This is a genomic window from Streptomyces lucensis JCM 4490, from assembly GCF_014650035.1.
Lineage (GTDB): Bacteria > Actinomycetota > Actinomycetes > Streptomycetales > Streptomycetaceae > Streptomyces > Streptomyces lucensis.
The window spans coordinates 129,335-149,123 of record NZ_BMUE01000013.1; the positions used below are offsets into that span (position 1 = coordinate 129,335).

Here is a 19,789-nt window from a genome sequence, read left to right on the forward strand (position 1 = left end):
GAGACCATCGAGAGGGGCCGACGTGACCACCACCGCAGACAGTGCCACCATCACCGCCCAGGACCGCTCCATGGGCCGAGTCGAGCCGGTGCATGCGATGAACGAAGCCACGAATCCCGAGGGGCACAAGCGCTCCCTGCCGGGCCGACCTCCAGGCATCCGGGCGGACAGCTCCGGCCTCACCGACCGGCAGCGCCGGGTGATCGAGGTCATCAGGGACTCCGTCCAGCGGCGGGGCTACCCGCCGTCCATGCGGGAGATCGGCCAGGCCGTCGGCCTCTCCAGCACCTCCTCCGTCGCGCACCAGCTGATGGCGCTGGAGCGCAAGGGCTTCCTGCGCCGCGATCCGCACCGTCCGCGCGCGTACGAGGTGCGCGGTTCCGACCAGGCCGTGACGGTCCAGCCCACCGACACCGCCGGCAAGCCCGCGGCGTCCTACGTCCCGTTGGTCGGCCGCATCGCCGCCGGTGGCCCGATCCTCGCGGAGGAGTCCGTCGAGGACGTCTTCCCCCTCCCCCGCCAGCTCGTCGGTGACGGCGAACTGTTCGTCCTCAAGGTCGTCGGCGACTCCATGATCGAGGCCGCGATCTGTGACGGTGACTGGGTGACCGTCCGCCGCCAGCCGGTCGCCGAGAACGGCGACATCGTCGCCGCCATGCTGGACGGCGAGGCCACCGTCAAGCGCTTCAAGCGCGAGGACGGCCACGTCTGGCTCCTCCCGCACAACTCGGCCTACGAACCGATCCCCGGTGACGACGCCACCATCCTCGGCAAGGTCGTCGCCGTGCTGCGCCGCGTGTGACCGCCGCGGCGGACGGGCCTCTCGTGCCCGCTCCCTGACCGGGCCCCGGAACCCCTGCGCCGGTTCCGGGGCCCTGCGTGTGCCCTCCGGCGCGACGCGTCGGCATACCGAGGCCCGCCCGATCCGTGCGGTCGGGCCGCGCCACGATCACGTGGTCGGGCCGCGCCACGCTCACCACGCGTCCACGGTTCGTCCGGGCTCCGTCCTGCAGGACGGAGCCCGGCGTCAGAGCCCGGCGTCAGTTCCCTTCCGTCTGCCTGGCCGCCGCGTCGATCGCCGCGAGGGACTTGCGGACCTGGTTGCGGTCGGTCGTGTACCAGAAGTCGGGCAGTGAGGCCTTCAGGTATGAGCCGTAGCGCGCCGTGGCCAGCCGCTGGTCCAGGACGGCGACCACGCCGCGATCGCCCGACGCGCGGACGAGGCGGCCGGCGCCCTGGGCCATCAGCAGGGCCGCGTGCGTGGCGGCCACCGCCATGAAGCCGTTGCCCCCGGCCTCCTCGACCGCCTTCTGCCGTGCGCTCATCAGCGGATCGTCGGGCCGCGGGAACGGGATCTTGTCCATGACGACCAGCTGGCAGCTGGGCCCCGGGACATCGACGCCCTGCCACAGCGACAGGGTCCCGAACAGGCAGGTCTTCGGGTCGGCCGCGAAGTTCTTGATGAGCTCGCCGAGGGTCTCCTCGCCCTGCAGCAGGATCGGGAACTCGGGAATCCGGGAGCGCAGCTCCTCCGCGGCCAGCTGCGCGGCCCGCATGGAGGAGAACAGTCCGAGCGTGCGGCCGCCGGCCGCCTGGATCAGTTCGGTCAGCTCGTCGAGCATGTCGGCGCGGTCACCGTCACGCGCGGGGCGCGCCAGGTGCTTGGCGACGTACAGGATGCCCTGCCTGGGGTAGTCGAACGGCGAACCGACGTCGACCCCCTTCCACTGCGGCAGATCCTCGCCCTCGACGCCCTCCGGTCCCAGCCCCAGGGAGGCGCCGACGCCGTTGAAGTCGCCGCCCAGCTTGAGGGTCGCGGAGGTGAGGACGACACTACGGTCCGCGAACAGCTTCTCCCTGAGCAGGCCCGAGACCGACATGGGAGCGACCCGCAGCGAGGCGCCGAAGCGGTCGTGCCGCTCGTACCAGACGACGTCCCACTCCGAGCCGTTCACGACGCGCTCCGCCACGTCGTGCACCGACTCCACCGAGGCCAGCGCCTGCTTGCGGACCGCGTCCTCGTCCTGGACCGACTTGTCGCGCGTCGCGCCGATGGCGGAGATGACCGTGCGAGCGGCGTCCCTGAGCGCCGTCAACGCGTAGCCGAGGTCCTCCGGGATCTCCTCCAGGCGGCCCGGCAGGGCCAGCTCCATCAGCCGCTCGAAGCCCTCCGCGGCGGTCTGGAGCTGGTCGGCGGCCTTCTCGTTGACCAGCTTGGCGGCCCGGCGCACGGCGCGGTTGACCTGGCCCGGCGTGAGTTCACCGGTGGCCACGCCGGTGACCCGGGAGACGAGCTCATGCGCCTCGTCCACGATGAGCACCTCGTGCTGGGGCAGCACCGGGGCGCCCTCGATCGCGTCGATGGCCAGCAGCGCGTGGTTGGTGACCACGACCTCGGCGAGCTTGGCGCGCTCGCGGGCCATCTCCGCGAAGCACTCGGCGCCGTACGCGCACTTCGACGCGCCCAGGCACTCCCGGGAGGAAACCGACACCTGCGCCCAGGCGCGGTCCGAGACGCCGGGGGTGAGATCGTCCCGGTCGCCGCTCTCCGTCTCGTCCGCCCAGTCGCGCATGCGCAGCAGGTCCTGGCCGAGCCTGCTGGTGGGGGCGGCGGCCTCGAACTGGTCGAAGAGGCCGTCCTCCTCGTCCTGCGGCATGCCCTCGTGCAGGCGGTGCAGGCACAGGTAGTTCGACCGGCCCTTGAGCATGGCGAACTCCGGGCGCCGGCGCAGCAGCGGGTGCAGGGCGTCGACCGTGCGGGGCAGGTCGCGCTCCACTAGCTGGCGCTGCAGTGCGAGCGTGGCCGTGGCGACGATCACCCGTTCTCCGTGCGCGAGCGCGGGCACCAGGTAGCCCAGCGACTTGCCGGTGCCGGTGCCGGCCTGGACCAGCAGGTGGGATCCGTCGTCGATCGCCTCGGCGACCGCTTCGGCCATGGTCACCTGGCCGGGGCGCTCCGTGCCGCCGACAGCGGTGACGGCGGCATGCAGGAGTTCGGGGAGTGAGGGCTTCGTCATAGCCCGACCAGCCTACGGCCCGGCACCGACAGAGGGGTGGTTCCGGCGCGGGCGAGCGGCACGATCCCGCCGTCGCGCCGTGAACGGTGGGGGCGCGATCCGGTGCCCCGGGCACGGCATCCGCACGGGTGACGGCCCCTCGGGCGGCCCCCGGCGACCCCGGCACATTTCTGTCGTGGGCACTGTGTGCCACCCGGATCTCCTTCCGCCGCCCGGGGCGGGGTCGGCAGGCTCGTTGTCCCGACCACTGAGGATCAATTCCGTCGCATCCCTCCGGGAGAGACCAATGGACATCCGGCAACTCCGGACCTTTCACCGTGTGGCCACGCTGGGGAGCTTCACCCGGGCCGCGGCCGACCTCAACTACGCGCAGTCCAGCGTGACCGCGCAGATCAAGGGCCTCGAAGTGTCCCTCGGCAGCGAGCTGTTCGAGCGGGTCGCGGGCAAGGTCAAGCTCACTCCGGCGGGTACGCGGCTGCTGCCGTACGCCGGGCAGATGCTGTCGCTCGCGGACGAGGCGCGCGGGGTGGCATCGCCGGACGCGGGCCCCGAGGGCGTGCTGACGGTCGGGACGATGGAGAGCATCACCTCCTACCGGATGCCGGCCGTCCTGGAGTACTTCCACCACCGCTACCCTCGGCTGCAGATCGCGCTGCGGCCCAGCCTGTGCGCCGAGACCCTTCACTCGCTGCGGCAGGGGGTGTTCGACGCGGGCTTCCTGATGGAGGCCGAGACCCAGCACTCCGGTGTGCACAGCGAGGTGCTCGGCGTCGAGCCGCTCGTCATCGTGGCCGCCCCGGGTCACCGGCTGGCCGGCGAGGCCAAGGTGGAGACCGACGAGCTGCGCCAGGAGTCGGTGCTCGCGCCGGAGGCGGGGTGCGCCTACCGGGAGCTGCTGGAGGCGGAGCTGAACGACGGCTCGGGCGAGCCGGTGCCGTTCCTGGAGTTCGGCAACATCGAGGCGATCAAGCGCGGTGTCGGCGCGGGGCTCGGAATCAGCCTGCTGCCGCGGATGACGGTCGCCGACGAACTGGCCGCCGGCTCGCTGGTGCCGCTGGCCTGGGAGGCGCCGTTCGAGCTGTACACGCAGCTCGCCTGGCGCAAGGGATCGCAGCTCTCGCGTGAGCGCCAGGTGTTCGTGGAGCAGGTCATCGAATTCCTCACCCGGGAATACCAGGAATCCTGAGGAATTCCATCGATCGATTCGGTCGATAAAGCTCATCCGCAATTCCGAACGGATCCTCTGGACTCGGCTGCAGCCCGGCACGGAGACTAAAACAGTCACCGTTACAGAGGCAAGGAGAAGCCCTTATGTCTCAAGTCATGCTCCCGGCGAAGAAGTTTGTCGTGTCGAGCGTGTCTTCCGACGCCCATATGTGGAATCTGGTGTTTCTGCAGTTGCTGCTCGAGGAGCAGGGCGCGGAAGTCACCAATCTGGGTGCGTGCGTGCCGGACGACCTCATCATCGAAGAGTGCCGGCGCACCCGGCCGGACGCCCTCGTCATCAGCACGGTGAACGGCCACGGCCACCTGGACGGACTGCGGCTGATCCGCCGTATCCGCAGCGAGCCGGACCTCGTGGGGCTGCGCGTCGTCATCGGCGGGAAACTCGGGGTGCGCGGCGCGGAGAACATCGTATTCGCCGAGGAACTCGCCCTCAGCGGTTTCGACGCGGTGTTCGAGGCGGATGCCGGTATCGACAGTTTCCAGGAATTCCTGGCGACGCTCGACGGCGCCGACCGGCCGGCACTCACCACGGGAGCCGCCGCGTGAACACACCGGCGCATACGAGGGAGAATTCCGTGGCCGATACCAGGCCGCGGGGACGGTTCTCCCGTCGAATACGCGAAGCCCACGCACAGGGCCGTCTCGTCGTGCAGCCGCGCATGGGTTTCGCGGATCTCGCCACCATGCGTGAGGGACTGCTCGGGGTGCGGGCCGCCGACGCCGCGGCGGTCGGCACGATCACCCTGGACAGCTACACCCGCGTCAACGACCACGACTCGGCGCGGGCCGCCCTGCGCACCGGCGCGGAGCTGAACGGCTTCCCGCTGGTGGCGCACGGGCCGGGGACCACCCGGCGGCTGCTGGACTCCGTGTCGGGGGACGACTTCCCCGTCCAGGTCAGGCACGGCTCGGCGCTGCCGTACCCGCTGTTCCGGGCGATGGTGGCGGCCGGGGTGGACGCCACCGAGGGCGGCCCCGTCTCGTACTGCCTGCCCTACAGCCGGGCGCCGATCAGCGAGGCGGTGAAGGCGTGGGCGCAGTGCTGCGAACTGATCGCGGCGCAGCCGGACCCGATGCACCTGGAGAGCTTCGGCGGCTGCATGCTGGGGCAGTTGTGCCCGCCCAGCCTGCTGGTGGCGCTGAGCGTGCTGGAGGCGCTGTTCTTCCGTGAGCACGGACTGAGCGACATCTCGCTGAGCTACGCCCAGCAGACACACCCGGGGCAGGACCTGGAGGCGATCGCGGCGCTGCGCAGGCTCGCGGGCGAGCGGCTGGCGCAGGCCGACTGGCACGTGGTGCTGTACACGTTCATGGGGGTGTTCCCCCGGACCCCCGTGGGGTCGTTCCGGATCCTGGAGGAGAGCGTCCGGCTCGCGGTGCGCAGCGGCAGCGAGCGGCTGATCGTGAAGACCCCGGCGGAGGCGCACCGCATTCCGACGATCACCGAGAACGTGGACGCCCTGGAGTTCGCCGACTCGATCGCGCGGGACGAGGCGGGCCGGGCGCCGGAGGTGGAGGCGACCGAGTCGGGGATCTACGAGGAGGCCCGGCTGCTGGTCGACAGCACCCTGGAACTCGCGCCGACCGTCGGTGAGGCGCTGATCCGCGCCTTCGCGCGGGGCCACCTGGACGTGCCGTACTGCCTGCACCAGGACAACGCCAACAGATCGCGGGCGTACGTGGACCCGGGCGGCATGCTGCGCTGGGCGGAGCCCGGGCGGATGCCGCTGCGGGTGGAGCGCGGCCGCACCCGGCGGCCGGTCAGCGCCAAGGGGCTGCTGACGATGCTCGGCTTCAACGAGCGCCGTTTCGACCGCGAGCAGCTGACCCACGGGCACCTCAGGGGGCTGCAGTACGCCCCCCGTCGTCCCAGGAGTCTTTCGTGAGCGCGCCCGGCGCACCGGCCCGGGCCCCGCGCCGGGCCGGGGTGCCGCCGCGCGGCCGGCTGCGCACGGTGGGCCGGTTCACCCGACCGAGGAGCATGTCATGAACACACCTACCTTGGACTCGGTCCGCGAGCGCGGGGCGCTGCGGGCCGCGGTCAGCCGCGGCATCCGCGGTCTGTCGCTGCGCGACGGGGACGGCGGGTGGAGCGGACTCGACGCCGACGTCGCCCGGGCCGTCGCCGCGGCCGCCCTCGGCAGCTCGGACGCCGTCGAGTGGGCTCCCACCGACCCCGCGGACCGGCTCGGCCGACTGGCCGCGGGCGAGGTCGACCTGACCGTCTGCAACGTCAGCTGGACCCTGGGCCGCGAGGCCGCGCTGCCCGTGCTGTTCGCGGGGGTCACCTGCTACGACGGCGAGGGGTTCCTGGTCCGCGCCGACAGCGGGATCACCCGTCCCGAGGAACTGGCCGGCCGGCGCGTGGCCGTGCAGGCCGGCACCACGAGCGCGGCCAACCTGGCCTCCTGGTACGGAGGCCGGGGGCTGTCGGTCGAGCCGGTCGCGTTCGCCACGCCGGGCGAGACGCTGGCCGCCTACGCCGCCGGCGAGTGCGCGGCGTACGTCCTGGACCGGGTCGCCCTCGCCGGTGAGCGGGCCGCGCTCGACGACCCGGCGGCTCACCGCATCCTCGACGCGGCCATCTCCCGGGAGCCGATGGCGGCGGCCGTCCGGGACGACGACCCGGCCTGGTTCCGGCTGTGCCGGTGGGTGCTGCAGCTCCTCGTGTCCGCCGAGCACCACGCCGACGAGGTGGGCGAGCGGGACAAGGCACTCGCCCAGGCCGCCGAGACCGCGGGCGCGCACGGCCCCGCCGTCGGACTCGACCAGGACTGGGCCGCCCGGGTCCTGGACGCGGTCGGCACGTACGCGGACGTCTACGAGCGCAATCTCGGCCCCGCCACCGGCCTCGCCGTACCGCGCGGACTCAACGAGCTGTGGACCAGGGGCGGCCTGCACTACGCCGTGCCCCTGCACTGACAACCGTCCCTACCCCCAGAAAGGCACTCCACATGAGTACCGACACAACGGCGACGAACCAGGAGAAGAAAGGAGCGGTCGAGCTGACGCTCGCCATGGTGCTCTCCGGCACCCTGGGCGTCTTCGTGATCGAGTCCGGCGCGTCGCCCTTCAACGTGGTGTTCTTCCGCTGCCTGTTCGGCACCGTCGCACTGGGTCTGTACTGCCTGGTGCGGGGCTTCTTCAAGAACCACGGGTTCACCGCCAAGAAGCTGGGCCTGGCGGCCCTCGGCGGCGCGTTCATCGTGTTCAACTGGGCTTTCCTGTTCAAGTCGTACGAGGGCACCTCGATCTCGGTGGCGACGGTCGTCTACCACACGCAGCCCTTCTACGTGATGCTCCTCGGCTCGCTGCTCTTCCGCGACAAGCTCACGGCCACCAAGTTCGGCTGGCTCGGCGTGGCGTTCGTGGGCCTGATCCTGGTCGCCGGGGTGTCGGCGTCCGACCTGACGGGCAGCGGTGACAGCTCCTACGTGGCAGGCCTCGGCTACGCGCTGCTCGCCGCCGTGTTCTACGCCGTCTCGACCCTGATCACCAAGCGGGTCACCGGGGTCCGGCCACATCTGGTGGCACTGGTGCAGCTGGTGCTCGGCATCTTCCTGCTGCTGCCGTTCACCGCGCTGAGCGAGACGAAGGGCCTCGGCGCCGACTGGGGCTGGCTCGTCGGGCTGGGCGTCATCCACACCTGCGTGATGTACGTCCTCATGTACTCCTCGTACCAGAAGCTGCCCACCCCGAAGATCGCCGTCCTGGCGTTCGTGTACCCGGCCGTGGCGATGCTCATGGACTGGGCCGTCTACGGACACAGCGTCAGCCTGCTGCAGGCGCTCGGCATCCCGCTGATCGTGGCCGCCAGCCTCGGCATCAACCTCGGGTGGTCCTTCAAGGGCCGGACCGCCGAGCCCACGCCCGCCGCACCCGCCGCCGGCACCGTCACCGCACGGGCCGCCGGGGCCAAGGTCGAGATCAACTCCGGAGGCACCCGATGACCCGCGTGACCGACCCCACCGCACCCCGCATCGCCATCGTCGGCGCCACCGGCGCCGTCGGCAACACGCTCATCGGCCTGATCGAGCAGCGCGGTCTGCGCTACCGCGACATGCAGCTGGTGGCCTCGGCCCGATCTGCGGGCACCGAGCTGGAGGTCGACGGCGTCTCCTACCCGGTGCAGGCCGTGGACGAGTTCGACTTCTCCACCGTCGACCTGGCGTTCTTCTCCGCGGGCACCGAGGCGAGCCAGCAGTGGGTGCCGAAGGCCACCGCGGCCGGCGCCGTCGTCATCGACAACACCATCGCCTACCGCATGGACCCCGACACCCCGCTCGTCGTGCCGCAGGTCAACGCCCACGAGCTGGACCGGCGTCCGAAGTCCGGGGTGATCGCGAACCCGAACTGCTCGACCATCCCCCTGGTCCGGCTGCTGCGGGGGATCGAGCAGCGGTGGGGCGTGCGTCAGGCCGTGGTCAGCACCTACCAGGCCGCCTCCGGTCTGGGCCACCCGGGCGTCGAGGAACTGCGGGAATCCAGCCGGGCCGCCCTGGAGCACCCCGAGGAGCCGTACCCGGCGAAGGAGTTCACGCCGTCGCTGGCCTTCAACGTCATTCCGAAGATCGACAGGTTCCTGGACACCGGCTTCACGCTGGAGGAGCAGAAGATGCTCCAGGAGTCCCGCAAGATCCTCGGCCTGCCCCACCTGGACGTCACCACCACCTGTGTGCGCGTGCCGGTCGTCAACGGCCACTCGGAGGCCGTGTGGATCGAGGCGCAGGGCGTGGTCGACCGCGCGGAACTCGTCGAGGTGCTGGCGGCGCTGCCCGAGGTGACGGTGCACGACCGGGAGTCGCCGCGCGAGTTCCCCACGCCGGCCACCATCGACGACCCCCACCGGGTGCACGTCGGCCGGGTCCGCGTGAACCCGAACAACCCGCGCGCCTTCTGGCTCTGGCTCGTCGCCGACAACCTCACCATCGGCGCCGCGCTCAACGCCATACAGATCGCCGAGGAACTCGTGGCCCGGGGGACCCTGTGACGGAGACGCCACCGACGGGGGCCCAGCAGCCCCCCGCGGTACTGAAGTTCGGCGGCTCCAGCTTCCGCACGCTGGCCGCGTACCAGCACCTGGCCGAGGCGCTGTCCCGGCGGGTCGAGGAAGAGGGAACGCGCCTGGTGGTCGTGGTGAGCGGCCAGCCCGGTGAGACGGAGCAGTTCCGGGAACGGCTCAGCCAGGTCAACCCGCACCCGGAGGACGAGACCGTCGCCGGTCTGCTGACCCTCGCCGACACGGTGGGCGCGCAGCTGCTCGCCACCGCGCTGCACCGCACGGGCCGCACGGCCACGGTGCTCGCCGGCCACCAGCTGGGGCTGACCACGGACTCCGCCTTCATGTGGGCCCGGTTGGAGCACACCGACCCCGAGCCGCTGCGCACGGCGGTCCGTGACCACGAGGTCGTGGTGGTGCCTGGCGGCCAGGCAGCGGACCGGGAGGGCCGGCCGACCTGGCTGGGCAAGAACAGCTCGGACCTGTCGGCCGTGGCGGTGGCCGCGGCGGTCGGTGCGCGCGCCTGCGAGATCCACTCGGACGTCGACGGCATCTACAGCTCCGACCCGCACCTGATCACGGGTGCCCGGCTGCTGGGCGAGGTGTCCTACAACACGGCCGCGCTGATGTCGCTGTACGGCGCGAAGGTGCTGCACCGCCGGGCCGTCCGGCTCGCCCAGCGCAACCGCATCGAGATCGTGTGCCGCTACAACCGGCCGCCGTTCCCGCGCGGTTCGGTGATCGGGACCGCCGGTTCGTCGGTGGCCGCGGTCGTCCTCAACCAGCGCTCGACGGCGCTGCGGTACGCGACGGAGGAGCTCGCCGACCGGGCGTACACCGTCTTCCACGGCGCCAACATCGACGTCGTCCGGCTGACGTCCGGCCCGCTGGTCGCCGTCACCGGCGGATTCGTCGACCTTCCCGAGTTCCAGCGGCGCAACGGGCTGACCCCCGGTGAGTACGCGGGCATCCCGGTGACCGCGGTGCGCGGCAGCCAGGTGGCCACCCGGCTCGCCGTGGACGAGGAGGACGCGCTGCACCTCACGCAACGCCTGCACGACCACGTGAACCGTCCCGGCGCGGACCTGTCCCCGGACGCGCCCCTGCTCGAGATGCAAGGAGTGTGACACCCATGACCGCCACCACCGTCCACACCGTCCCGGCCGCCGAGCCCGTCACCACCGAGACCTTCCGCGAGATCGCGCTCTCCGACGACGTGCGCGACCTCCTCGGGGACCAGCTGCGGCGCCTGCCCGATCCGAACATCGACATCGACCACTCCACGGCCCGGCTGCTGCAGATCTTCTCGACGCTGCCGACCGCGCTGCTGCAGCAGGTCCTCGACTTCGGCCGGCACATCGACACCCCCGGCGTGACCCTGATCAGCAATCTGCCGGTGGACGCCGAGCTGCCCGACACCCCGTCGGACGGCGGGCCGAGCCGGGAGAAGAAGTCGTACGTGGCGGAGGGCGTACTGCTCGGCCTGAGCGGTCTGCTCGGAGAGCCGATGGGCGTGCTCACCGAGAAGGCCGGGCAGCTGGTGCACGACGTCATCCCGGTCGCGGGAGGAGCGATGACCCAGACCAACCAGGGGTCGGAGGCCTTCCTCAACTTCCACAGCGACATCATGCACGACGTGATCGGCCGGTACGACGTGGCCAACCCCGACTTCCTGGTGCTCAGTTGCCTGCGTGCCGACCACGAGGGCGTGGCCGGCACCTTCTACGCCGACGCCCGTGACATCTCGGCCGCACTGCCCCCGGAGGTGCTCGACACGCTGCGCAGCCCGCTGTTCCGGCTGAACGCGCCGGGCAGTTACGTGCGGGACGTCGCCGGCGGCCAGGAGGTGCTGTCGGAGCCGGTGCCGATGATCAGCGGCCACCAGGACTTCCCGGAGATCGCGATCTCCGCCAACGGCGTGCACCCGCTGACCAGCGGGGGGCGCGAGGCCCTGGAGACGCTGCAGCAGGTCTGCCGCCAGGTCGCGCACAGCGTCAACCTGGCGCCGGGCCAGGCGCTGCTGATCAACAACCGCAAGGGGGTGCACGCCCGGTCCGCCTTCACGGCCCGCTACGACGGCCGGGACCGCTGGCTGCAGCGGACGTACGTGCGCCGGAGCCTGTGGAACGTGCGCTACCGCGTGACGGAGGGCAACCGCCGCGTGCACTACTGATCCGCCGGCAGGTTCCGGCCGGGTGCGCCGCTCAGTGACGAGCGGCCTGGCCCGGTCCCGTGCCCCGCAGGCCGTCCGGGTGACACCCGGCGGCCGGCGGGGCTCGCCGCTTCATGGGTCGTGCCCGCGAAGTCGCTTCGTTCGCCCGCAGGGCGGGCGCCCCGGCGTCAGGTGCGTGCTCTCGGCGTGCCGGGTCCTGGCCCTCGTACTGGGTGTACTCGGTCCTGGGCCCGGTACGGCGAGAGTGCGTGCATGGCGTCGTGGGGCAGGCGGGAGTTAGACGACAGGGCCTGGGGCGGAGCGCGGGCCCGCCGTGGCACCGACCGGTCATTCCCCTACCGGCCAGCCCGGGCCCGTGCCATGCGTTCCGGGTTCGTCCGATGATCGATGTGCCCGGTCCACCTCCGCCGTCCGCCGATCCGGCGGGCGCGCGGCCGAAGAGGGAGAGTCACCATGCACCTGTTCCGTCGAGGCGACGCCGGCCGGCCCCCCGGGACGCATCCCGCGGTGGCGGACGACGACCTGATCTGGGGCTGACGGCCCGCGCGGCCGGTGCCCGAACGCGGCGCTCACCCCTGCGTTCCCGTCAGCCGGTCCGGACGGTCAGCCCCACAGGTCGGCGGAGGGCGGCGCCAGCGTGCCGCCCGTTCGCCGCGGTTCGCCCGGCTCCCCCGGTACGCGCAGTTCCTGCGGCAGGTTCACGAGGTGGGCGCGCGGCGCCGCGTGCAGCGTCGCCGCCCAGGACCGTGCGGTCGCGGGCGGCGAGCCGAGCAGCACGAGCAGGCCCCGCTGCTCGGCCTGTTCCATCATGCCGAGTGCCGTGGTCAGGCCGCCCACGGCGTCCAGCTTGAGGTTGATCCCGTCGTACCGGGACACCAGCCGCCCCAGGTCCGCGGCCTCCCCGCGGTGCGGGTCGGCGATGATAGGGAAGGGGCGGCGCAGGGCGGCGAGGGCACCCGACTGGGCCTCCGGCAGCGGCTGTTCGAGCACCCGCACCCCGTGGTCCGCCAGCTTCGGCAGCATCGTGCGCAGCCGGTCCACGTCCCATCCGCCGCCGGCGTCGGCCATCAGCCACGCGTCCGGCCGGTGGCGGCGCACCGCGTCGAGCCGGGCGAGGTCGTCCTCGACGGCGCCGGCACCGAGCTTCAGCTTGAGCGAGGCGAAGCCGTCGCTGTGGTGCAGCTCCTCCTCCAGAGTCGCGTGCCCGAGCAGGGGCAGGGTGCGGATGGCCGGTACCGGGCGTGGCCGGGGCACCCCGAGCAGCTCCCAGGCCCGTTGCCCGCTGCGCTTGGCGAGCAGGTCCCACAGCGCGGTGTCGAGGGCGCTGCGCAGCGGGCCCGGGGGCAGCAGGTCCGGCAGCTGGACCGGGCTGATCATGTGTGCCAGCCCGGCCTCGGCCGAGGCCAACTGCGCGCCGAGCGCCTCGGGGCGGTGCGCCTCCAGGTACGGCAGGAGGGTGGCTTCCCCCCGCCCGGTGCTGCCCGCGCCCCGCAGGGTGACCCGCAGTACGGACCATTCGTGCCGCGCGTGGGCGGCCCCGCCGCCGGGTGCGGGCACGGGCAGTACGGCGCACCGGACCCGCAGCGGTGTCCCCGTCAGGGATCTGAGGAGTACCGGGTCGAACACGAGGGCTCCTGACTCACTGGCATGTTGCCGGAGCTCCATCCTGTCCACCGGCCCCCGGTGCGGGCCAGAAGGGCAGCCCTGCCCATGGCGGCCTGGCCGCAACCGGACAGCCCGGGCCTCGCGAGCCGGGTGGGACGTGGTGGAAGAGGGCCCTCAGTCGAGCAGGCCCATCCTCGCCGCCGTGAGTCCCGCCTGGAACCGGCTCTCCACACCCAGCCGCACCATCAGGTCGGCCATCATGCGCCGCAGCGTCCGTACCGAGACGCCCAGTTCGCGGGCGATCGCCTCGTCCTTGCGGCCGGTGGCCATCAGCCGCAGCATCCACCGCTGCTGCGAGCCCAGCCCCGGTTCCGCGCCGTCACCGGCCGCCTCCAGGGGTGCGGCGGACGCCCAGCACATCTCGAACACCTTGACCAGCAGGGCGGTGACCGCCTCGCCGCGCAGCACCATCATGGCGTTGCCCGACCTGCTGTGCAGGGCGGGCACCAGCGCCTGCACCCGGTCGACGAGGATGAAGCGGAACGGCACGATGCTGGCGATCCGCAGGTGTGCGCCCGCCGCCCGCAGTTCCTGCAGGTGGGTCATCGCGTAGGTGATCCGGGTCATCGGCCGCAGATGGATGCTGCGCATCGACACGCCCCGGTCCAGCACCCGCAGGTCGCGCCGGAGCCCCTGGGCGAGCGCGTCCGGCGCCATCACGGGGCCGGGGTGCATGCTCAGGATCTCCGACGTCGCGATGTCGGCGGCGTCGCCGAGGACGCGTGCGATCTGCTCCGGGCTGGTGACCACTTCGAGGCCACTGGTGCGCGCGGTGTGCAGCGGCAGGAACGCCTCGCGCATCGCGCCGATACGCTCGCGGGTGCGCCGTATCTGCTCGGTGAGTTCGGCGGCCGCCTGTTCCTCGGCCGTCAGCAGCCGGAGCAGCGCGGCTTCCGGCGCGGTCGCCCTGGCGGTCCGCTCCCCGGCCGCGGAGGCGCTGTCGGGTGCCTCGATGAGGAGTCCCAGTCCCAGCAGTTCCTGCCGGGCCTCCTCGATCTCCTCGGCGCTGGTGTCGAGTTGCTCGCAGGCGCTGCGCACCGTCCAGTCGCTGCGGGCCGATGCGTACTCGAAGAGCCTCAGGGCCTGGGGCCCGATGGTCGGTGCGCTCATACCGTCCGCTGCCTTTCCCCCTGTCCTGGGAGTACCCGAATAACATACCCTCTTGAAGGTATTTTTTCCAGTGAAAGAAAACGGGCCCCGCCGCTCATGCCGGCGGGGCCCGCTGTCAGTTCACGGCGAGGACGCCGCCGCGGCGCGCACGCGCGCACGCTCGCGCGCCCAGCGTCGCCCAGCCCCGGGCCGCGCCGTGCGCGCGGAGAACCGGATCGTCCCCGACGACGACGGGGTGCCCCACCGAGGACAGCATCGGCAGGTCGCTGCTGTGGTCGCCGTAGGCGAAGCAGTCAAGGGCCCGTACCCCCCGGCGCTCGACGAGCGCGGCCACGCTCTCCGCCTTGGCCGCTCCGATCAGGGGCCGCCGCACCGCACCGGTGAGGATTCCCCGGGCGTCGGTCAACTGCTCGGTGGCCAGGACGTGCCGCACGCCGAGGTCCTCGGCGACCGGCCGGACGAGCGCCGCACCCGAACCGCTGACGACCGCGATCTCGTGGCCGGCGGCGCGATGCCGCTCCAGGGCGTCCAGCGACTCGGCCAGGTAGGCGCGCCGCTGCCGGCGGTGGTCCGCGTACCACCGCCGGGCGGCCGCCTCGAACCGCGCGAGCGGTACGCCGGCGAAGTGGGCGAAGTAGTCGCGGTTGAGGGCTTCCCGGTCGGCACCCGTCACCCGGAGCACCGGGGGTGTGCGGCCCTCCCGGACGAGCAGGGCACTCCAGTGCCGCCAGAAGCCGAGCATGCTCTTGCCGACGAGCAGGGTCTCGTCCAGATCGAAGAACGCGATCCGGCGGGTCATGCGGTGGTTCCGAGGACGGCCTGCGCGTAGGACTGCGCCGAGGGATCGAAGCGGAGCATCGCGTGCGTCGACGCGGACTGGATGTCGCGCCAGCGGCGCTGGACCGGATCCAGGTGGGACTGCCCCCGACCGCCGGTCGTACGGAAGAGCCGGTCCACGGCGACCACGCACATCTCCACGGCCGCGACGACGTCGCGCACCGTCTCCGCCACCGTCAGCGACTCGACGCGCGCCGTGTCGGCGCGGCTCGCGGCGCCGTCCAGCAGCAGGCCGGCGGCCCGCAGCTCGGCCGACGAACGCGCGAGCGCGGTGCGCATGGCGGGGGTCGACGCCGCCGGCCGGCCGTCCTGGCCCGAGCGTCCGGCGGCGGCACGGGTCCAGTCGGCCAGGGCGCCCCGGGCGGCACCGAGCACCGGCGCCGCGAACATCAGCGCTGCCACGAGCGGGTACGGAACGCTGTGGCAGCGCGCCGCGCCCGGCTCGCGCGGAGCGAGCAGCCGCTCCCGGGGCACCGCGCGGTGCCCCGGCACGTGGACGCCCCCCGCGCGGACGGTGTTGCTGCCGGTGCCGCGCATTCCGAGGGTGTTCCAGGTGTCGAGGACCTCGCAGTCCTCGATCGGGACGAGGAAGAGCATGGACACCTCGGATCCCGGCGCCCCGCCTCCCGGTTCCGCGCCGCCGGAGCCGGTGCCGGCGGAGCCCGCGCCGCCGGAGCCGGTGTCCGCGGATCCCGCGCCACCGGACACCGCGCCGGCGGGCCTCTCGGCGAGGGCCGCCAGGAGCACCCAGTCGGCGAAGTCCACCCCGCTGACGTTCGGCCACTCGCCGCTCAGCAGCCAGCCGCCGGGCACGGCGGCGGCGCGCAGCCGGGGCGGAGCGACACCGGCCGCGATGCGGACGTCGGGGGACTCGCCCCACAACTCCCGCCGGGCCCGCTCGGGCAGGTAGGAGGCGATCCGGCCGTGGGCGGCGAAGAGCGTGGCGACCCAGGCGGCCGATGTGCAGCTCTCACCGAGGCGTGCGGCGGCCTCCACCAGGTCGGTGAACGTGCCCTGGGCTCCTCCGTGTTCCGCGGGTACGAAGTGCCGGTTGAACCCTGCCCGGCCCAGTTCCGCGACCACGTCGAGGTCCAGCCGGCGCCGGGCGTCCGCCTCGTCGGCGTGCCAGGCCGCCACCTTGGCCGCGCGACGCGCCGCCAGGCCGGGGACCGGAGAGGGACCCTGTTCCCCGCCGGAGTCGCCGGGGGTCGGGGCGGAGGGCCGGATCACGCGACGACCTCCTGCGCGCCGGCGCGGACCACGCCCGGACCGGACGCCGGAGCCGCCTTCCAGCGGGCGCTGCCGGAGGCCACCGTCCTGCCGTCCTGCACCACCTCCACAACCAGCGCGGCCTCGTCAGCCGCGCCGGGGGTGGCGGACTGCCGGACGACCAGCCGGGCGGGCGCGGTCAGTTCGCAGTACGCGGCGAACTCCACCCGGCCACCGGACATCGTCCACTCGCACAGCGGGGCCGGCGCCGGGCCCAGGGCCGCACGCGAGGCCTGCCGGACGGCTTCCAGCAGCAGCATCCCGGGGACGTGATCGCTGGGGTGGTCGAAGAACACGGGGTGGGACTGGTCGGCGTGGAGCAGCCAGGTGCCGCCCGGCTCCTCGGCGGCCGTCCGTTCGTCCGGCAGTCCGAGTTCGGCGACGACCACGTCCATCGCCCGCTCACGGCCCACGAGTTCGGGCGCCATCACCCGCGCGCCGGGCTGGACGGGGGTGACCGCGGCGCCGGGTACGGGCGGCGGCTGCTCGCAACCGCGGCGGCGCACCACGGCGTAGCGCCCGGGGTCGACCGCCTGCCAGGTGACGTTCCCGGTGGCGCGCACCCCACCCTCGGAGACGAGCGTCGCCTCCAGCGTCATGGCCGCCCGCTTCGGCGAACGCTCCTTGGTCTCGCGGCACCGGACCTCCAGGACGACGGTCCCGTCGTCCGCGTCGCCGGCGCCAGGTGCCGCCATGTCGAAGCCGAGCGCGCAGAAGATGAACGGGTGGTCGAGCGGCACCCCGTAGAACCGGTGCGAGAGGTAGATCGCCGTCTGCCTCAGCATCTCCACGAACAGGGTCGGATCGCCGGCCCCGGCGGCGTCGGGGCGGTACAGCCCGTGTCCGGCCGGCCGGCGGACGGCCAGGAAGAAGTGCCCGGGACGCACGCGCACCGCGTCGGTCAGGAGCACCTCGTCCGCCGCGGTCTTGTGGACCAGCCGTCGCGGAACGACCCGCTCGAAACCCTCCCCCCGCGCGTCCTTCGGTATGTCCGCCGTCAACACGTCACCACTCATAGCAAGCCCCCACCGCAGATGGACGATTCAGACGTTGAGCACACACGCAGCCGGCCGGGGCACTGGTCTCCCCCGGCGACCGCGAAAAAATATACCTGCGGGAAGGTATATTGCAACGGCACTTTCTGAGATGGTTGGCGCGAAGGTGCCGTGGCCCGACCGGGCCGCACCACCTGGACCAGAAAACATACCTTGGGGATGGTATTTTTCCCTCGGCAATGGAGACATGAGGCGAAGGGGGGCCTCGGGATGGTCAAGCAGGAGCGCGCGCGACGCACGTACGAGGTGATACTGGACGCCGCCGCCAGGGAGTTCGTCTCCCTCGGCTACGCGCGCACGACACTCGGCGGCGTCATCGCGCACACGGAACTCAGCAAGGGCGCGCTGTACGGCCACTTCTCCTCCAAGGAGGACCTGGCCCGCACGCTGGTGCGGCACGGCGCCACCATCTGGGGCGCGGCACTGGCCGACATCGAGTCGGCACGGCTCGCGCCGCTGAACGCCCTGCGCGTGCTCACCGTGTCCCTGGCCGGCCGGCTCTGGGCGGACGTCCGGGTCCGGGCGGCGTTCCGCCTTGCCGCGGAGCTGCCGGGGGAAGCGCTGGACGGCGGTCCACTGCTGACCGACGTCTGGGACTTCCTGGTCGACAGCACGCGCCGGGCCCAGGCGGCGGGCGAGATCCGCACGCACTGCTCACCGGAGTCCGTGGCACAGCTCCTGCTCTCCCTCGTCGTGGGCGTCCAGCACCTGCCCGACCCGCAGCGCGACGCACCGGTCAAGGACCGCATCGAGGAACTGTGGATCATCATCGCCGCGGCGCTGCGCTCACCCGGCCCCGCACCCGCACCCGTATGTGACGCATGACCGCCGACCACACCCGCACTCTTAAACCTTCATGACGGTATATTTAGAGCGGAGCGGTGAGGCCAGGGAGCCGGCCTGGATGACCCCCGAGCCTCTGGCGTACGCATCTGAACCAACGCGTCCGCTTCCCGCGCCGCGCTGCCCGCCGGAAAGGCCGAAGATCCATGAGCCCCACGTCCACCGCCCGCGCAACGACGGGCCGCGAACCCAAGCAGGAACGCGCCGTGCGCACCCGCGCGCAGGTCCTCGACACCGCCGCCGAGCTCTTCGCCACCCGCGGCTACGAGGCCACCTCCGTCGTCGACATCGCCGAGCACGTCGGCATGACCAAGGGCGCCGTCTACTTCCACTTCAAGAACAAGGAAGCCATGGCCATCGCGGTCGTGGAGAACAACTACGACAAGTGGCCCACCTTCCTGGCCGACGTACGCGCCCGGGACCTGGACCCGCGGCAGACCATTCTCGCCCTCCTGGACCGCACCGCCGAGGCCTTCCGGACCGACCGCACCGTCCAGGCCGCCGCCCGCCTCCAGTCCGAACGCTCACTCATCAACACGCCGCTGCCCGAGCCGTACATCGGGTGGATCGACCTCCTCGCCGACCTCTTCGCGGAAGCGGCGGACGCCGGCCAGCTCAAGGAGGGGGTCCCCCCGAGGGCCGCCGCCCAGATCGTCGTGTCCTCCTTCTACGGCATGCAGCACATCTCCGACGTCCTGCACCAGCGGGCCGACCTCATGGAACGCTGGCAGGAGCTGCGCGACGTCACCCTCGACGCCCTCCTCCCCCACGACTGAGGCGAGCCCTCCGGCCCGCCGCCTCACAGCACCCGGCGCAGGGCCCGGTCCCGGATCATCAGGGCGGCCCGCTTGCCGGGCAGGTCGACCTCGGCGGCGTAGCGGAAGCCGGCGCTCAGGAACGCGGCGACGGACGGAACGTTGCGCAGATCGGGTTCCGCCACGACCCGCGCGCAGGCGGGCCGACGGTCCAGGACGAGGTCGGCCACGGCCCTGATCAGGCCGGACCCCAGTTTTCGTGCGCGGTCCTCGGCACGTCCGACGAGCACGTGGATCCCGGTGTCGTGCGGACGGGCCGGATAGTGGCGGGCCAGCGGGTCCAGGTCCGCCCGGTAGATCTCCCAGTAGCTCATCGGGACGCCGTCCAGCGTGCCCAGGCACGGCACGCTGCGCCCGTCCCCGGCGAGTTGGGCCCGCAGGTGGTCCTCGAGCCGCTGCCGGGGGCCGGCCAGTTCCCAGAACTCCGCGACGGCGGGGTCGTTCATCCAGCCGTGGATCAGCGGCAGATCACGCTCGACGCGTACGGGCACCAGCCGGAAGGAGCCGGCCGGGGTGGTGACCGGTCCCCATGCGGGGAGCCGGTCGAGCAGGCCGGCCGTCCCCACGGTGAAGAGCGCGACGAACTCCGAGGGCAGGTGCAGGTCCAGCGTGTCCTCGCTGTCCGCGTCCTCGTCCTCGACGGTGAACTCGCTGAACACGACGTCCCTGGTCGAGGCCGGATCCGCACGGGCACCGCCGCGGTCCGGACGGACGGGGACGGGGCCGGTGTTCGCGTCGGCGGAAGGCACGTTGCGCTCCTTACGGGAGACGGAGTGGGT

18 protein-coding genes are annotated in these 19,789 nt (G+C 72.4%); 11 read left to right on the forward strand and 7 right to left on the reverse strand.

The features are described from left to right. Positions 1-22: 22 nt before the first annotated feature. Positions 23-802: a transcriptional repressor LexA gene (gene lexA, locus IE177_RS26375; RefSeq protein WP_190017924.1), complete on the forward strand. Its 780-nt coding sequence runs from the start codon at positions 23-25 to the stop codon at positions 800-802. A 238-nt stretch (positions 803-1,040) separates the two neighbouring features. Here the strand turns inward: lexA and IE177_RS26380 are convergent, their stop codons facing one another. Then, the gene (locus IE177_RS26380; protein WP_190017925.1) at positions 1,041-3,017 is read right to left on the reverse strand and encodes an ATP-dependent DNA helicase; all 1,977 of its coding nucleotides are present in this window, start codon (positions 3,015-3,017) and stop codon (positions 1,041-1,043) included. 286 nt (positions 3,018-3,303) lie between these two features. Between IE177_RS26380 and IE177_RS26385 the strand changes: the two genes are divergently transcribed. From IE177_RS26385 to IE177_RS26420, 8 genes are all read left to right on the forward strand, one after another. Beyond that, complete coding sequence (locus tag IE177_RS26385; protein ID WP_190017926.1) at positions 3,304-4,203, forward strand: LysR family transcriptional regulator; 900 nt, start codon at positions 3,304-3,306, stop codon at positions 4,201-4,203. A gap of 125 nt (positions 4,204-4,328) precedes the next feature. Next, on the forward strand, positions 4,329-4,790 hold the full coding sequence (locus IE177_RS26390) for a cobalamin B12-binding domain-containing protein (protein WP_229816272.1): 462 nt from the start codon (positions 4,329-4,331) through the stop codon (positions 4,788-4,790). A 29-nt stretch (positions 4,791-4,819) separates the two neighbouring features. Next, entirely contained in the window at positions 4,820-6,130 is a 1,311-nt protein-coding gene (locus IE177_RS26395) for a methylaspartate mutase (RefSeq protein WP_190017927.1), read from the forward strand. Between the two features lie 100 nt (positions 6,131-6,230). Next, positions 6,231-7,166 carry a transporter substrate-binding domain-containing protein gene (locus tag IE177_RS26400; protein WP_190017928.1) on the forward strand — a complete coding sequence of 312 codons (936 nt, stop codon included), beginning with the start codon at positions 6,231-6,233 and terminating at the stop codon, positions 7,164-7,166. Between the two features lie 32 nt (positions 7,167-7,198). After that, on the forward strand, positions 7,199-8,194 hold the full coding sequence (locus IE177_RS26405) for a DMT family transporter (RefSeq protein ID WP_190017929.1): 996 nt from the start codon (positions 7,199-7,201) through the stop codon (positions 8,192-8,194). Continuing rightward, complete coding sequence (locus IE177_RS26410; protein WP_190017930.1) at positions 8,191-9,234, forward strand: aspartate-semialdehyde dehydrogenase; 1,044 nt, start codon at positions 8,191-8,193, stop codon at positions 9,232-9,234. The genes IE177_RS26405 and IE177_RS26410 overlap by 4 nt, the downstream gene beginning before the upstream one ends. Continuing rightward, positions 9,231-10,370, forward strand: coding sequence for an amino acid kinase family protein (locus IE177_RS26415; RefSeq protein ID WP_229816273.1), 1,140 nt, complete (start codon positions 9,231-9,233; stop codon positions 10,368-10,370). The genes IE177_RS26410 and IE177_RS26415 overlap by 4 nt, the downstream gene beginning before the upstream one ends. 5 nt (positions 10,371-10,375) lie before the next feature. Then, a complete protein-coding gene (locus IE177_RS26420; RefSeq protein ID WP_190017931.1) occupies positions 10,376-11,416 on the forward strand; it encodes a TauD/TfdA family dioxygenase in 1,041 nt (346 codons plus the stop codon). Positions 11,417-12,019: 603 nt separating this feature from the next. On the opposite strand, the gene IE177_RS26425 is transcribed toward IE177_RS26420, so the two are convergent. The 5 genes from IE177_RS26425 to IE177_RS26445 form a co-directional block, all read right to left on the reverse strand. After that, entirely contained in the window at positions 12,020-13,042 is a 1,023-nt protein-coding gene (locus IE177_RS26425; protein ID WP_190017932.1) for an enolase C-terminal domain-like protein, read from the reverse strand. A gap of 153 nt (positions 13,043-13,195) precedes the next feature. Continuing rightward, positions 13,196-14,191 (reverse strand): LuxR C-terminal-related transcriptional regulator, encoded by a 996-nt coding sequence (locus IE177_RS26430; RefSeq protein WP_190017933.1) that lies wholly within the window; start codon positions 14,189-14,191, stop codon positions 13,196-13,198. Positions 14,192-14,306: 115 nt separating this feature from the next. Further along, the gene (locus IE177_RS26435; RefSeq protein WP_190017934.1) at positions 14,307-14,990 is read right to left on the reverse strand and encodes an HAD family hydrolase; all 684 of its coding nucleotides are present in this window, start codon (positions 14,988-14,990) and stop codon (positions 14,307-14,309) included. Further along, on the reverse strand, positions 14,987-16,258 hold the full coding sequence (locus tag IE177_RS26440; RefSeq protein ID WP_190017935.1) for an acyl-CoA dehydrogenase family protein: 1,272 nt from the start codon (positions 16,256-16,258) through the stop codon (positions 14,987-14,989). The genes IE177_RS26435 and IE177_RS26440 overlap by 4 nt, the downstream gene beginning before the upstream one ends. Then, on the reverse strand, positions 16,255-17,313 hold the full coding sequence (locus tag IE177_RS26445) for a ScbA/BarX family gamma-butyrolactone biosynthesis protein (RefSeq protein WP_190017936.1): 1,059 nt from the start codon (positions 17,311-17,313) through the stop codon (positions 16,255-16,257). The genes IE177_RS26440 and IE177_RS26445 overlap by 4 nt, the downstream gene beginning before the upstream one ends. 249 nt (positions 17,314-17,562) lie before the next feature. Here IE177_RS26445 and IE177_RS26450 point away from each other — a divergent pair, with 249 nt between their 5' ends. Continuing rightward, complete coding sequence (locus tag IE177_RS26450) at positions 17,563-18,177, forward strand: TetR family transcriptional regulator (RefSeq protein ID WP_190017937.1); 615 nt, start codon at positions 17,563-17,565, stop codon at positions 18,175-18,177. Positions 18,178-18,341: 164 nt separating this feature from the next. Further along, positions 18,342-18,971 carry a ScbR family autoregulator-binding transcription factor gene (locus IE177_RS26455; protein WP_190017938.1) on the forward strand — a complete coding sequence of 210 codons (630 nt, stop codon included), beginning with the start codon at positions 18,342-18,344 and terminating at the stop codon, positions 18,969-18,971. A gap of 23 nt (positions 18,972-18,994) precedes the next feature. Here the strand turns inward: IE177_RS26455 and IE177_RS26460 are convergent, their stop codons facing one another. Then, positions 18,995-19,759 carry a GNAT family N-acetyltransferase gene (locus IE177_RS26460; protein ID WP_373305183.1) on the reverse strand — a complete coding sequence of 255 codons (765 nt, stop codon included), beginning with the start codon at positions 19,757-19,759 and terminating at the stop codon, positions 18,995-18,997. Between the last annotated feature and the right edge of the window lie 30 nt (positions 19,760-19,789).

Bases quoted from the DNA above. Each gene is read 5' to 3' on its own strand.
- IE177_RS26385 (WP_190017926.1), top strand. From the start codon at position 3,304: ATGGACATCCGGCAACTCCGGACCTTTCACCGTGTGGCCACGCTGGGG.
- IE177_RS26400 (WP_190017928.1), top strand. From the start codon at position 6,231: ATGAACACACCTACCTTGGACTCGGTCCGCGAGCGCGGGGCGCTGCGG.
- IE177_RS26435 (WP_190017934.1), bottom strand. From the start codon at position 14,990: ATGACCCGCCGGATCGCGTTCTTCGATCTGGACGAGACCCTGCTCGTC.
- IE177_RS26455 (WP_190017938.1), top strand. From the start codon at position 18,342: ATGAGCCCCACGTCCACCGCCCGCGCAACGACGGGCCGCGAACCCAAG.
- IE177_RS26390 (WP_229816272.1), top strand. From the start codon at position 4,329: ATGTCTCAAGTCATGCTCCCGGCGAAGAAGTTTGTCGTGTCGAGCGTG.
- IE177_RS26445 (WP_190017936.1), bottom strand. From the start codon at position 17,313: ATGAGTGGTGACGTGTTGACGGCGGACATACCGAAGGACGCGCGGGGG.
- IE177_RS26380 (WP_190017925.1), bottom strand. From the start codon at position 3,017: ATGACGAAGCCCTCACTCCCCGAACTCCTGCATGCCGCCGTCACCGCT.
- IE177_RS26405 (WP_190017929.1), top strand. From the start codon at position 7,199: ATGAGTACCGACACAACGGCGACGAACCAGGAGAAGAAAGGAGCGGTC.
- IE177_RS26430 (WP_190017933.1), bottom strand. From the start codon at position 14,191: ATGAGCGCACCGACCATCGGGCCCCAGGCCCTGAGGCTCTTCGAGTAC.
- IE177_RS26410 (WP_190017930.1), top strand. From the start codon at position 8,191: ATGACCCGCGTGACCGACCCCACCGCACCCCGCATCGCCATCGTCGGC.
- IE177_RS26420 (WP_190017931.1), top strand. From the start codon at position 10,376: ATGACCGCCACCACCGTCCACACCGTCCCGGCCGCCGAGCCCGTCACC.
- IE177_RS26450 (WP_190017937.1), top strand. From the start codon at position 17,563: ATGGTCAAGCAGGAGCGCGCGCGACGCACGTACGAGGTGATACTGGAC.